The organism is Bradyrhizobium sp. R2.2-H, assembly GCF_004346455.1.
Classification (GTDB): domain Bacteria; phylum Pseudomonadota; class Alphaproteobacteria; order Rhizobiales; family Xanthobacteraceae; genus Bradyrhizobium; species Bradyrhizobium diversitatis.
Window position 1 is genome coordinate 463,859 of sequence record NZ_SMBR01000003.1, and the last position, 13,290, is coordinate 477,148.

General features: G+C 62.7%; 10 protein-coding genes. 4 read left to right on the forward strand and 6 right to left on the reverse strand.

The window, feature by feature from the left end; genetic code table 11:
• A complete protein-coding gene (locus EDE08_RS09700) occupies nucleotides 1-1,029 on the reverse strand; it encodes a DUF4424 domain-containing protein (protein WP_245524750.1) in 1,029 nt (342 codons plus the stop codon).
• A 48-nt stretch (nucleotides 1,030-1,077) separates the two neighbouring features.
• A complete protein-coding gene (locus tag EDE08_RS09705; protein WP_131868673.1) occupies nucleotides 1,078-1,359 on the reverse strand; it encodes a hypothetical protein in 282 nt (93 codons plus the stop codon).
• Nucleotides 1,360-1,518: 159 nt separating this feature from the next.
• On the opposite strand from EDE08_RS09705, the gene EDE08_RS09710 reads away from it, so the two are divergent.
• The 3 genes from EDE08_RS09710 (at nucleotide 1,519) to EDE08_RS09720 (ending at nucleotide 5,852) form a co-directional block, all read left to right on the forward strand.
• The gene (locus tag EDE08_RS09710) at nucleotides 1,519-3,252 is read left to right on the forward strand and encodes an NHL repeat-containing protein (protein ID WP_131868674.1); all 1,734 of its coding nucleotides are present in this window, start codon (nucleotides 1,519-1,521) and stop codon (nucleotides 3,250-3,252) included.
• A 140-nt stretch (nucleotides 3,253-3,392) separates the two neighbouring features.
• On the forward strand, nucleotides 3,393-5,171 hold the full coding sequence (locus tag EDE08_RS09715; protein ID WP_165935813.1) for a caspase family protein: 1,779 nt from the start codon (nucleotides 3,393-3,395) through the stop codon (nucleotides 5,169-5,171).
• An 18-nt stretch (nucleotides 5,172-5,189) separates the two neighbouring features.
• Nucleotides 5,190-5,852, forward strand: coding sequence for a DUF4384 domain-containing protein (locus EDE08_RS09720; protein ID WP_131868676.1), 663 nt, complete (start codon nucleotides 5,190-5,192; stop codon nucleotides 5,850-5,852).
• 20 nt (nucleotides 5,853-5,872) lie between these two features.
• Here EDE08_RS09720 and EDE08_RS09725 read toward each other — a convergent pair whose 3' ends face one another.
• The 4 genes from EDE08_RS09725 to EDE08_RS09745 form a co-directional block, all read right to left on the reverse strand.
• Nucleotides 5,873-7,051, reverse strand: coding sequence for a hypothetical protein (locus EDE08_RS09725; protein WP_131868677.1), 1,179 nt, complete (start codon nucleotides 7,049-7,051; stop codon nucleotides 5,873-5,875).
• A gap of 88 nt (nucleotides 7,052-7,139) precedes the next feature.
• Nucleotides 7,140-8,150 (reverse strand): hypothetical protein, encoded by a 1,011-nt coding sequence (locus tag EDE08_RS09730; RefSeq protein ID WP_131868678.1) that lies wholly within the window; start codon nucleotides 8,148-8,150, stop codon nucleotides 7,140-7,142.
• Nucleotides 8,151-8,288: 138 nt separating this feature from the next.
• Nucleotides 8,289-10,172 carry a caspase family protein gene (locus EDE08_RS09740; protein ID WP_131868679.1) on the reverse strand — a complete coding sequence of 628 codons (1,884 nt, stop codon included), beginning with the start codon at nucleotides 10,170-10,172 and terminating at the stop codon, nucleotides 8,289-8,291.
• 410 nt (nucleotides 10,173-10,582) lie between these two features.
• Nucleotides 10,583-11,296 carry a methyltransferase family protein gene (locus EDE08_RS09745; protein ID WP_131868680.1) on the reverse strand — a complete coding sequence of 238 codons (714 nt, stop codon included), beginning with the start codon at nucleotides 11,294-11,296 and terminating at the stop codon, nucleotides 10,583-10,585.
• 188 nt (nucleotides 11,297-11,484) lie between these two features.
• Between EDE08_RS09745 and EDE08_RS09750 the strand changes: the two genes are divergently transcribed.
• Nucleotides 11,485-13,272, forward strand: coding sequence for a caspase family protein (locus EDE08_RS09750; RefSeq protein ID WP_131868892.1), 1,788 nt, complete (start codon nucleotides 11,485-11,487; stop codon nucleotides 13,270-13,272).
• Nucleotides 13,273-13,290 lie beyond the last annotated feature (18 nt).

Consider the following 13,290-nt stretch of genomic DNA (forward strand, 5'->3'; position numbering starts at 1 on the left):
TCAGAATTTTCCGATCACCAGGATCTTCAGGTCGGCATCCGGCTTGAAATCGCTTGCCGTATATTCAAGCGTGTTTCCGGTCGGGGGCGCCTTGAGCCGACCCTGGCAGAAGCTGACCATGCGGTCGCTGCCACCCGGGTCGATGGTCAGCTTGAACGCCCGGATCGGCCCGGCCCAATTCGCGCCGGTCTTGAGCACGTATGAAATGCGCCGCTCCTGCAGCTTGGCAGTGTTGGCCGTGCCGTCGCCGGCGCGCTTGTCGAGCTCGGCAAGGAACCCGTCCGTGACGCAATAATCCTTCCGGTAACGCGCGACTTCCGGGCCGAGTGCGTTGCTGCGGCGCAGGCCCGGGCGCAGTATGGTGTCAGCACTGGAGCCGACGCTCGGCCGATATTGGTGTTCGACGACAACGGTGCGCGAGGGCGGAAACACCTGCTGGCGCACGGCAGACGTCCTGGTGACCCAGCCTGGAGCATATTGCTGACGGCCGTTGTCGCTCATTCCGGCAGGCATCAATAGCCCCTCGTCCACAAGTCGGGTTCGGGTTGCTGCCGGGAGGTCGGTCACGCGGATCTCGCGGCTGCCGATGGGCAACAGCGGCAGCTTGAGCTGGCGGAGCAGTGCGCTGACATCCTTGTCGCCAATCGTGGCGCGTTGATCAATCGTCAGCGGCGCTGGGCTGCCGTCGATCCTGGTCTCGAAGTCGACGAAGTTTACCGGGTCGTTCGACGGCAGCGCGATGTTATCGGCCTCCGACAGGTCGATGTCGGGCAGCGGAAAGGCCACAGTCAGCGTCACTGGCTTGTTGGTCACGTTGGCGAACTGATAGCGAACGATGATCCTGTCGAGTGCGATACGAAGGTCCTCGCTCTCCATGGCCACATCGCGGGTGCGCACGAACTGGAGCCCCCCGATCGACAATTCGGCGGCCGAGTCGTTGGCCCGTGCCGGCCAGTTGGTCGCAACCAACAGCGCGACCATCAAGGCTCGGACTCGCAACGACACGCGGGGTAGCGGTCCGCTCAGCATGCTCGTCTCCATACGGCGTCGCAACATGTGCGTCCGCCCGGCAATGAATCAGTCGAGGGGCTGGTAAAGATCGCCCCATTCGGGCTTCCAGACGCCGTCCGGATCGCACACCACGATCGCGAGCTTCACGTCATTGGCCAGCCGGATCGCGCCGCGAAAGGCGTCCTGGGCCGGCAATGGAGCGCTGACCTGGTCATTGGACAGCCGCCCGCCGCTACTGGCAGCCGGCATCACAACCGATCCGGTGGCGCCGTCAATGTCGCGTTTCAGGACCAGCGTGATGGCGTCGGGCTGGATCTCGTTGACCTGCTCAAATCTATTCTTGGCCATGGTTTTTGCACCGCAAGCTGAAGACATTCGGACTATCACCGTCCGGTGATAGAATTGAACGCGATTGAGATTGCTCACCACTAATTGACGCGCCGCATCAACGGCATCTCGGATTAGTCGATCTGGCGCGACAATCGGTTCGGGCACATCGAGGCGAACATGTTTCGTCCAACGAGTTGGATCTGGGTCTTCATCGCCGGTGCGAGCATTTTCGCCACCGGGACGCACGCCGAGGACACCGTCGTGCGGAGCTTTTCGGGCGGCTCGGCTGCCTCCATGGTGGGCATCGTCCCGGCCGGCGAGGACGTGGAACTGGCAGGCCCCCAGGCGCTCAGTGCCGACGGGCAGGGCAACCTGTTCGTGCTCGATCAGGTCAACGGACGCATTCTCCAGTTCGATCCCAAGCAACCGAATTCCGATCCTGACGTCCTCAAGATGCCGAGGGATGTCCAGCCGACCGATCTCGTCGTTCACAACGGCGACATCATGGTTTGGGACGGCGGCGTCCGCACGTTGAAGGCGGCGCCAGACCAGTCCACGCGCGGGCTCGGTGGCGACGAAATCCAACTCGAGGAAGTCTCGAGCCGCGCCACGGACGACCAGGTCGCCATCTCCGCCTTTGCCCAGATGGGATCGCAGCCACCCGGCAGCGCGACCGAGCTGCTCGACCAGAACACCCGCGCGGCCGTCGTCAAAACGGGCCGGCAGCCCGACCGGCAATACGTCGCGTCCCGCAGCAAGGGCTCGGTCATCGCCGATATCATCCCGGACAGGGGCAATTCCAGCGTGCGGATCGAGATCCAGACCATGGTTACCAATGAGACCATTGGCGCGCTCGGCCTGCGCGTGCGTGACCAGCTCGGTACGGTCGAGTTCCTCGAGATCGACAATAGCGATCGCTTCTATGTGTTGGCCGAAGACATTCCGCCATCGGGAAAGAACGCATCCACTTTCGTCGTGCGCTATGCCGCCAACGGCCGGATCGAGGGAATCTATGAGTTGCCTCTCGAGAACACCCCGCTGACGAGGCGGTTCGTCACGATCTCGGGTGACGGCGACGTCTATTTCCTGCGAACCAAGCCAACCGGTGTCGATGTGGTTGGCGTCGGCTTCCGACCCCTGCGCAACGCGTCGGTGATCGACGCCCGGCCGTCGCGAACGGCAACCGCGCAGCCCTCCAACAATCGCAGGTTCAATGCGACAGCGGCGGTGCGGCCGTCAAATCGCCAGCAGGCGATCGAGACCGCGTTTGCGTTCGAGGGCGTGCAATGGAAGCTGACGCAGGCGAACTATGGCAACGATCCGGACAGCCAGTGCAGCGGATTCAACCGCATTCGCCGGCCATGGTACCTTCAGGGCAAGGTAAACCAGGAGGTGCGCGGCGTACCCTATTGCTGGGGCTGTCACGGCTCGCTCGCAAACTTCCGCCAGCGCATCGAAAGCGGCACGTTGGCCGGGAATGTCTGCACCCGCAACGCGCCGCGGCCGGATGTGGCGGGCGTCGACTGCTCGGCGTTCGTCAGCGCCACGTGGGGACTCTCCGTCCACTACACGACCGCCGCCATTCCCGCGATCGCTGCGCCCGTGGCGAACCCCTGGGAGTTGAAGCCCGGCGATGCACTCAACAAGCCCGGCTCCCATGTGATGTTGTTCCTGCGGTTCACGCCGGATCGCAAGGCGGAGGTGATGGAATCCTCGACCGGCGGCTGCAACGGACGCGTTTGCCGCAACATCTATCCGTTGGCGAGCCTGCTTGCGCGTGGCTACACGCCGGTTCGCTTCCGTGCCTTCGCCGATGACCAGACAACGGTTTCGGCTGACGCCTACCAGGACTCCGATGCGCCGACGGGCCGCAAATCCGCGGCTGCAAAAACCGCGACCAAGAGGCGCTGAACCATGTGTGTCACTGGCGCTACAGATGGATAGCGAATGCTGTTCGCAGGCTGGACCCGAGACGTTCGGACGAGGTGTCGCCGCCACGTCCGACCGGCGCGGTTCGGGAACCGGCCTGCATGACATCGAGGTGGATCACGATGCGAAGGTCCAGAGGATTTGAGTACAGGCTCTGCTGCGCAGCCGCCATCGCGCTTGCTGCGGTGATCGGTCTGCCGCTGCAGCGCGCCCAGGCAGCGGAAGCACTGGCGATCAGCAATCCGGATGGGGCGGCCGTGCGCGCGCTCGTGATCGGAATCGACGATTACCAGCACGTCCGCAAACTGAAGGGCGCAGTCGCTGACGCTGGAGATCTCGTGTCCAGCCTGAAGACGATGGGGGTTAGCGATGTCGTCGCGTTGACCAATGCCCAAGCGGACAGGGCGAGCGTCTTGCGTGAAATCAGTGCCTTGGTGACGCGCACAAAGAACAACGACCTGGTCTTCCTGTCGATCGCCGGCCACGGCACCCAGGAGCCTGAGCGCGTCAAGGGCTCGGAGCCCGATGGGATGGAGAATGTGTTCCTGCTGCCCGGCTTCGAAACCACGCCGAAGGGGTCCGTCGAGCGCATTCTGGGGAGCGAGTTCAACCATTTCATCCGGCAGCTCGAGCTGCGCGGCGCGAAGGTGATCTTCGTTGCGGATACCTGCCATGGCGGCGGAATGGTGCGCGATATCGACCCGCGGGCTGCGGAGATGAGCTTCCGGCAGGTGCCGCGCTACACGTTGCTTGTCGATGAATTGAAACCGGTATCGGACAGCAACGGTCCGAAGTCCGAGCTCGATCTCGACCATACGGCGTTCCTCGCCGCTGTTGATCGCTACACCAAGGCGCCCGAAGTACGGATTCCCGGGATCGATGGGCTGCGCGGGGCTCTCAGCTACGCGGTGGCGCGGGCAGTGGAGGGCGGCGCGGACATCAATCGCGATGGCAAGGTGACGCTCAAGGAGCTTTTCGCCAATGTCCGGCAGGTGGTCTATCAGCTCTCGGACCAGCGCCAGAACATCGTGACGATATCGTCACCGGCGCAGGCGCCGGAGACCGCCGTCGCCTTCGAGCTGACGCGCGGCGTGGTCCTGATTCAGGGGCCGGCCGCGAGGACGGCCTCCAGTCAGGCTGCTGATGGACAGACGGCTGCCCCGCCGGCGGCGACGACCAAGGCTCCGGCGCTGCCGACGCTGGCCGCTGCACCCAATGCGGTTGCGCCCGTCGCCGCTCCCGCGCCCGTCGCTGCACCGGCGCCCCTCCGTCTCACGGCACCGATCCGTCTGGCGGCGCTCGACGGCAAGATGAACTATTTCGCCGGCGTGACGCCGAAGGACGCCACCGTGCAGGCCGTTCAGCCGACGGACAATCCCGACCTGATCTGGGACCCCGTCTCCCATGACGTGATCGCCTGGGGCGATGTCGTTGCCTATGGGATGGACCTAGCCAATCTGCCGACGGTCGTGGATCGCACCGCAGCAATGCGCGAGCTCAAGCGAATGGCGACCCGATCACCGCAGATCATGCGTATTTGGCCGGATGATCGACAGCAGCGCGCTGGTCAGACCGTCGAAGTCGAACTGTCCGATGTGGCTTCAAGGGCATTGCTGCTGTTCAATGTATCCGGCGACGGTACCGTCCAGATGTTGTACCCGGTAGGTACAGATGCGGCGGTGGCCAAATCGTCGAACTTGCGGCTGCCACTCCGGGTGGGTGAGCCGTTCGGTGCCGAGCAGATCGTTGCTGTAACCTCGCAGCGGCGCATGGTCGATCTCGAGACCGTCCTGATTCAGCTCAATCGGCGACGCGCCTCGGGGCACTTGATCAAGAACCTCGAGCGCTACCTGCCCGCGGACGCGCGGATCGCCTCGATCGGCTTTTTCAGCGCTCCCTGACATCTGTTTGGGGGAGCCATGTGGCGATCGGAGCTGATCCGCCGTAAACGAGTATGCTTTGCGTTCGCCCTGCTGCTGGCGGGAAGCGGGGCCGCGCCCGCGGCGCCGCTGCGGCCGGAATCTCTACATGCGAGCCTGGCGAGCCCACCATGGTCTTGGCGCATCCAGGCGACGCGCGGACAGTCCAGCGCCGCACAGAGCAATGCTGCAAGTGTGTCCCTTGAGATCCTGCCCAGCCTGACCGTCAACGTTGGCGGCAAGGTGTCATTCGGCGTGACCGCGAAGAAGGCAGGCTATCTCATTCTGGTGGATGTCGATGCGGACGGACGGATGTCCCAGATCTTTCCGACTCCCGAATTGTTGGAGCAGTCGGACGGCCGCGACATCAATCTCGTCAAGCCCGGCGTGCAATTTGTTGTGCCGACCCCGGCAGGACGGCAACGTGGCTTTGAATATGTCGTCGCACCGCCGACCGGCTCGGCCGTCATGGTTGCGATCCTGAGTGAACGGCGCGTGCAATTGCTCGATCTGCCGGATCTCCCGCGCAAACTGCAGAATCAAGCCGATACGTTGAGCTACCTGTCGGCGTGGACCAGGGAGCTGCGTGTGCCGGACGGCAGCAGAGGAAAACTGGTGCCAAGCAATTGGTCGTTCGACGTCAAATCCTATTCCATCAGATGAGCCGTGGCTCTCGGCTGGTCTCAGAATTTGAACCCGAGCGTGAGCGTGCCGGCTGCTTCCATCTTGCCGTCGGCCGAGCAGCTCCCGTTGAGCGCAATCTTGACACGCCCGAACTTCGCGATGTCGACGCTGACTCCAACGCGGGAAAAGTCGTTTGGCGAGCTCGGGATGATGAAATTGACGTTGTCGAGCGCCCAGAAGGGCAGTTTGCCCTGCAGGTTGGTCTTCCAGAGCAATTCGACGAAGATGTGCCGCAGCGCGTCAGGGTCGACGATGATGGTGCCTTTGCTGTCCGTGACCACGAAGCCCATCTCGTCGATATGGACATTGCAGATCCGGTTCGACACGGCACAGTGCACCGAGGTGAGATCCGGCAGGTTCGGTGAATCGCCGAACCGTCCGGAAGCCTTGGGATCCATCGCCGGTCCGGTACGCGGATCTGGTGTTGCGATCGGTCTTTCCTCCGGAAATGTCTGCCAGATTTGCCGAAAGCCGATGCCGTCGGTGGCCAGGAATGAGGCCATGCCGAAGAAATGACCGCGGCCGGATCTCTCTCCGCGAAAAAAGACATTGTTGCCGGCGGGATATTTCAGGTTCGTCAGTGCATCGAGAAGACGCTTGTGATCCTTGGCGACGAAATTGATGCCATCGAGCACGAGCCGCCCAGCCTCCAGGTGCGAGCCGATGTGATCGTCGAGATCGATGCCGAGACCCTCCACCCGCCGGTGGATCTTCCTGAATACGTCGGTATCTCTCGCGGTGACCACCCGGGCCCGTCGCAGGGCGTCGAGACGGCGCTCCTCGTCCTTCTCCAGGATGTAAATCCGACAGAGCCCGGGCCGATCGATCGCAATGTCGAGATGCACGTGCGGAGCCTTGCCCGTCTGCGTGAAGCCGACGCTCTTGACGCCGGCCTGCAGCCACGGATCGTAGCCCGGCATGTTGATCTGGTCGGAGCCTAGCCGCGGTGCCTTGCCGGCGGCATCGAGCAGTTGCCGCCAGTTGTCGCACATGAAATCGAAGCCAAGCGGATTCCAATACGGCACGAGGTGGTGGATCTTGTAGAATCCGTAAAGCTGAATGCCGGCTTCGCGCAGCTTCAGCGCGACCTTGTTCATGTCCGCCCGCATCGCGGCGCGGTCCTGAGCCGAGTTGCCGGCTCTCGGCGCGGTGTTCGGATCGAAAGGTGGTTCCGTCATGTTGTGTTTCCTCGCATCATCACAGCCAAGGTTAAGCAGCGAGCCGGTGACAGGCGAACTCGTGCCCGCCGGGGAGGGGCCTTCGACGCTACAGCCTACTCAGGCGGCTGTAGAAACCGCCGCGGGCAATCATGTAGTGAATGTCCTTCGGAAAGGGGAAAGCGCCGCGAACGTTGGCAGTCGCCTGTTTGAGGAATTCTCCATTGCGCGACGCCGGCTTCTGGCCCAGTGGAGGCTTGTCGGCGACCTGCGGGATCATGAAGCGGTCGACGAAGGCCGGATCCAGATCATTGACCCTGACCATCTGCCCAAAGGCCGGAAATGCATCATAGTGACCCACGCTCACAGTGAGGTTTTTGAGAGCAGGGCGCTGTGACGGAGGGCGATTGCCGTCGAGCGTTGCGAGTCCGCGTCCGACCAGGTCCAGCTTCACCGATTGCGAAAGGGTGGTCGGGCCATAGACAATTTCGAGCGCGCAGGTGCTCTTGCCCGACAGCCATTGGTACCAGAACGTGGCGTCGTCCGGTTGCGCTTTGGCGCCGTAGAGGCAATCAAATCCCCAGCAGGCCGACAGGTTAGGCTGATACTTTCCGAGGCTTCCGACCAGGTTGCGCATACCGCTCCCGCCGCCGGAATGGCAGGCGATGATGAGCTTGCCGACCTCGAGCTGGGGTATGCTCCGGGTGCCGTTGCCGGTGCTGGCAACAAGCGCCACGAACTTGGCAAGAGCCCCGAGGATCTCGTCCAGATAGCGTTCGCCCCATTTGGCAGAAGCCAGATCCTTGACGCTGTAGTTCCCGGCAAAGGTGTCACCGACGGCATATTCGTAGCCCAGGAATGGCGCGACAAGCACGACATCCTTCCCCGAATCCCGGACCTGTTCGCGCAGACGCGCAGGATCGTTCCGGAACAGGTATTCATGATCCCTGACATAGAAACCGTGTAGCCAGATTACGACATCGAACTTGGTGGCGGCCGTCGCGTGCTTCGGCGGGAGATAGACCGCCGTCGGCCTCATGCCGGGCGCCTGCCGTTTCGTGAAGAGCGTCACACCCGGAAAGGCGCCGACATCTTTCTGCTCCAGCTCGCAGGTTGTCACTCAGGTCACTCCTTCGGACACCTCTTTTGCGTGGCGCTAGAGCGTTTTCGAGCGAAGTGGACAACGGTTCGCGTCAAGAAAACGCGTCAAAACAAGAACCTAGAGCCCCGTTCCGATTCCATCGGAACGGAAAAGGCTCTAGTTGCAGACCTCGACATTTCCAGTGTTGCCGCCGGGACCTCCACCGCCGCGGTATTCGAGGCGGCAGCCACGATTGACCTGACGGCAAACATGCTGGTCACAATAGATGCTGCCACTGCTTCCCCTGGCAGTCGCCTGTCGCCGTGGCGCGGGGGCCTCCGCAGCCGGCGCGAACCTCTCACGGGCAGGGCGATCCGCGCGGGCAGGGCGCTGGCCCGTATTGCGGTTTGCAACAGGCTTCTTGCCGCGCCGCTTCTCGCATTCATTGTCGTCATTGAGGAACGAGCCCTGGGCGCAGGTGATCTTGCTGCACTGGTCGCCATCAGCCTTGTAGCCGCGTTCACAGACCAGCGGACAGACCCGCGACGATTTGAGCTTGATTGCGTCAAGTGCGTCGAGACTCGCAAACTTCGCGTCGAACTTGGTTCCCGCGTGGCGGTTGAAGAGCGAGAGTGAGCGCTGCGAAGCGGCATTCCATTCGCCATCGACGGCACCGGTGAAGCATCCGACGCGGCTCAATTCGCTCTGTACCGACCTGGCGAGATCGGCCTGAGGGATATCGGCCCTGGCCGGATCGGCCTGCTGCGGCCCGGCGCTCAGAGCGGCGAGCTTCGCGTCTGTATCACTCTGAGCGGCCACAGCGGCTGGGGGCGGACTCACCGTGCTGGAATTGTCGATGGCAGCCTTGTTCCGAGTGAGCGCGGTGCTGATCGATCCCTCGGATGTGGTCCGCTTCCGCTCGGCATCGGCCGCTTGCTGCTGCGCCGCCAGTTTTGTTCTTTCGGCCGCAATGCGGGCGTCCTCCGCAGCCTTCAGATCAGCGGCCGCCTTTTCCTGCTCTGCGCGCAGGGCGCCTTCGGAGGCAAGCCGGGCTTGCTGCTGTTGGGCCTGGCGCGCCTTTTCGGTTGCCGCAACCCGTGCCTCCTCTGCCTCGATCTGGTTGAGCTGAAGTTTGGCGAGGCTTGCGTAATATCCGTCTGGATGCTGGGTCAGGAATGCGCCCAGAGCGTCTTTATTGTTGAGCTGCAGCGCCAGTTCGTAGTCACGGCGAACCTCCGACTGGGGGTTGGCCACTGCGGGCGTGGGCTCCACGGCCTTTGGAGCAGGCACGAGCGCAACGTCCTCGCCGCCCAACGAGCCGTAGACGTAAGGCTCCTGCCGGTTGCCCGTGGCTTGCAGGACGTCGTCGCGGACGAACCCAAAGGCCCTGCGCAGGTCGAGACCCGGCTTTGCGATATACTTGACCAGTGCGGCCGCGTACGGGCTGTTCTGGCTATTGCCGTCGAGCGCCGTCAACCCGGCCTTCGCGGCGAAGGCGATCAACGTATTGGAGACCGTTGGCTCGACCCTGGCGAGCCCGCGGCTGATCGATCGCGAGGCGACCGTTCGCCTCATCGTGTCGGCAAAAGGATTGTTGCGGCACGCGTCGACGATCACGACCCGTAGCTGCCTTGCAGGCTCGATCGCCAGCAAGACACGGTCGAGCGAGAACGCCTCGTCATAGATGTCCGTATCACGTTCAAGCCTGGCGTCGGTTGGGATCAGATAGTTCGTGCCATCGATCTCGATCCCGTGGCCTGCGTAGTAGACGAGTGCGATGTCGGCGTCGCGCGCCTGATCTGCAAAATCCCTCAGGGCTCGCTTCATGTCCGTCGCTGCGAGGTTGAGCCTCGAGTCGACCACGTCAAACCCTGCGGCTCTCAACGTCGCAGCGATGGCGCCGGCGTCGTTGGCCGGGTTGGGGAGCAGGGGAGCGTTTTGATATGTGGCATTGCCAAGCACCAGGGCCACGCGCTTTGTCGCGAAAGCCGGCTGAGCAATCAGGAACAGCGAGGCAACAAGAAGAAGAGCGTACAACTTGATCTGCGTGTAATTGCTCATGGCGCGACGTCCAACATCAGCCGAAGAATGGTAGCGTCAACGAAGTTGGCATGGCCGCGCAGAATGCTGACTAAACTCATAGATCCTGGCGACCGCCTGGCTCGTGCAAGGAACAGTCTCGAGCCCGCTCCATTCCTGATGTTGGTCGCGTATTCCAGTGAACGCGTTCAAGGGCCTCGGACGATTGTTGGGGGCCGGCGAGCGGTCCCGCCGGCGCTCTTCGCACTCCGGTTCCTTGAGGTAAATTGTTGATATGTCTACTATTACTGATCTGTTGGATCGTTTGCCTGAAGCGCTGAAGACGGCCGAAAGTCGGTTCGGATCGAACTCCGCCGGTTGCGGATCGAGCGGATGTGAAGCGTGGTGTCAGGCGTGCGGATCGATCGCCTTGGCGGGTGCCTGGCCCCGGCCTATCGGCCGATCGCCCGGCACGTGGGGATCAGAAAAGGAGTTGTCGTGCGGTAGGCGTCATATTCGGGAAATGCCCGCTTCAGGATCCGCTCTTCGTTGATCATCCGCCGGCATTGGATCATCACAATCACGATGGCAACGAGGACGGCAAGCGGTGAGAGGACCTGGAGTGTTACGCCGACGAGGGCAATCCCCTCGCAGAGATAGAGAGGATGCCGGACGATCCGATAAGGCCCATCCGTCACAAGACGCCTGGCCTCCGCTTGAATGCTGAAGGATCTGCCGAGCCAGCGGAGCACCACGATGCAGAGCGAGGTACCCACCAAGACCAACGTCGAGGACACAGCCGACCAAACGGGACCGAGTTCCGCCTTCGGAAGAAATGCGAGGACGATGCTCAAAAAAGTCCCCAGCAAGGCTGAGACCCGCGTCTCGATGCCCTGCGATTTCATGATCGGCACCAGCCGGGTGACGGTTGTCAGCGCGACGAGGCCGAGGAACAAGATGTTGGCAATTCTGGCCGCAAGCGCAAGCCAGTCGTGGATATTGTCCGGCGGAAGCAGGTGAGGGACGCTGGCAGCGCCCATAAAAGCAGACCCGCCATAGATGATCACGACAACTGCCCTGGCGGTCCAATCCAACAGGGCATTGCCCCCGCGCCCGGCAATCTCCTTCCGCGCTGTTCCCGCCTGATCGAGCTTCGCGTCAGTCACCGGGAGTGATCTCGCGTGTTCGAAACCTGCCTCATTAGACGGCAGGCTTGCGGTGAGGTCAATTGACAGGCCAGCCTGCGCAGTCGTGCCGCCCCCTGTGGGTTCCACAACCGGATCATGAGATCGCATTGAACCGCTTCCGTCGTGATGACACAAATGATGGAAGAAGATCAAAAAGTAGTACTGCCATGCATTTGCACCGATCTGTGGCATTGCGCCGTACCCTGTTTCTTCTCGCTGCGCTGATTGTCTGTCAGCCGGCATGGGCTGCGAACCGTGTCGCGCTCGTCATCGGCAACTCGGCCTACAAGAACGCCGCAGCGCTTGCCAACCCGGCCAATGATGCTGCGATCGTTGAGGAGACGCTGAAGAGAGCGGGATTCAGCGTCGTCCAGACCCGCACGGATCTCCAGGCTTCTGAGATGCGGCGTGCGCTGCGTGATTTTGCCGATGTGGCGCGCGACTCGGATGTCGCCGTCGTCTACTACGCGGGCCACGGGATCGAGCTCGAAGGTACGAACTACCTGATCCCCACGGATGCGACGCTCGAGCGCGACACGGATGTGTACGACGAGGCCTTTTCGCTCGAGCGAGTGCTGCTGGCGATCGAGCCGGCACGGCAGCTGCGGCTCGTGATCCTCGATGCTTGCCGTAACAATCCTTTCGCCGACAAGATGAGGCGGACAGTCGGCTCGCGGGCTGTCAGCCGGGGCCTCGCCAGGATCGAGCCGGCGACCTCGAATACGCTGGTTGCTTTCGCTGCCAAGGCTGGCTCGACGGCGTCCGACGGTGGCAGCAAGAACAGTCCCTATGCCTCGGCACTGGTGAAATATATCGCTACTCCGGGCATGGACCTGCGCAGGGTGTTCGGCTTCGTCCGCGACGACGTCATGAAGGCGACCGGCAATAAGCAGGAGCCCTATGTGTACGGTACGCTTGGTGGCGATGATGTGCCGCTCGTGCCAGCACCGGCCAAGGAAGCGGCCGCCACAGCACCTCAACCGGTCCCGCCACCGTTGCCTGCAACTCCACCGGTCTCGGCGCGTGCAGAAATTCGGCACGATTACGAGCTCGCGCTTCAGATCGGCAACAAGGATGCGCTGAACTACTTCCTTGCCCAGTATCCGGACGGCTACTACGCAAATCTGGCCAAGCTGCAGCTCGCCAAGATCGATGCGGAAGACAAGCGCGCGGCCGCAGCGGAAAAGGCGCGCCAGGCCGAACAGGAGCAGGCGCGGCTCGTCAACCAGGGGGCCCAGCAGACACAACTGGCCAAAGCCGCCTCGGACTTGAAAGCAGCGCAGGACGCTCGTGCCGAGGCGGAGAAGGCCAGGGAAACCGCGCAACAATTGGCCGCGCAGGCCGAGCAGCGTCGCCGGGATGCTGAAATAGCCGTCGGGAGAATTGGCGCTCAGGCTGGATCCGACCCGTCGCAAGAGGCCCGCCCGAACTCGGATTCGAAAGTGGCCGCGCTGCCGGCTCCACAGACGTCGGCGCCGACACCGCCGTCCAAGGCCGAGCTTGCAAAATCGGTACAAGCCGAGTTGCGCCGGGTCGGTTGCTTCAGCGGACCGGCCGATGGCGACTGGGATGCGGCCTCACGGCGTTCGCTCGAGTTGTACAACAAGAATGCCGGCACCACGTTCGATGCCAAGGCTGCGAGCCCTGAGGCGCTCGACGCGATCAAGCTTAAATCGGCGCGGGTCTGCCCGATAATTTGCGGATCCGGCCAGAAACGCGATGGAGATCGGTGTATCAAGATCACCTGCGCCGCGGGCTACTTCCTTAATAATGACGATGAGTGCGAGAAACGCAGGGCCCGTCCGACACCATCCGCAAAGCTCGAGCGCAGGAGCAGGGATCCCGAAGAAGCTCCGGCACGGCCTGCAAGGCCGCCGAGGCCCGAGGCTAACGCGGGCGGAGGCGGCGCCGGTGGTGGTGGCGGAATCGGCTTCATACCGTTCTTCCTGCCGTAAGATTGCTCGGTAGCCCGG

Bases quoted from the DNA above. Each gene is read 5' to 3' on its own strand.
- EDE08_RS09715 (WP_165935813.1), top strand. From the start codon at position 3,393: ATGCGAAGGTCCAGAGGATTTGAGTACAGGCTCTGCTGCGCAGCCGCC.
- EDE08_RS09710 (WP_131868674.1), top strand. From the start codon at position 1,519: ATGTTTCGTCCAACGAGTTGGATCTGGGTCTTCATCGCCGGTGCGAGC.
- EDE08_RS09725 (WP_131868677.1), bottom strand. From the start codon at position 7,051: ATGACGGAACCACCTTTCGATCCGAACACCGCGCCGAGAGCCGGCAAC.
- EDE08_RS09720 (WP_131868676.1), top strand. From the start codon at position 5,190: ATGTGGCGATCGGAGCTGATCCGCCGTAAACGAGTATGCTTTGCGTTC.
- EDE08_RS09740 (WP_131868679.1), bottom strand. From the start codon at position 10,172: ATGAGCAATTACACGCAGATCAAGTTGTACGCTCTTCTTCTTGTTGCC.
- EDE08_RS09700 (WP_245524750.1), bottom strand. From the start codon at position 1,029: ATGCTGAGCGGACCGCTACCCCGCGTGTCGTTGCGAGTCCGAGCCTTG.
- EDE08_RS09705 (WP_131868673.1), bottom strand. From the start codon at position 1,359: ATGGCCAAGAATAGATTTGAGCAGGTCAACGAGATCCAGCCCGACGCC.
- EDE08_RS09750 (WP_131868892.1), top strand. From the start codon at position 11,485: ATGCATTTGCACCGATCTGTGGCATTGCGCCGTACCCTGTTTCTTCTC.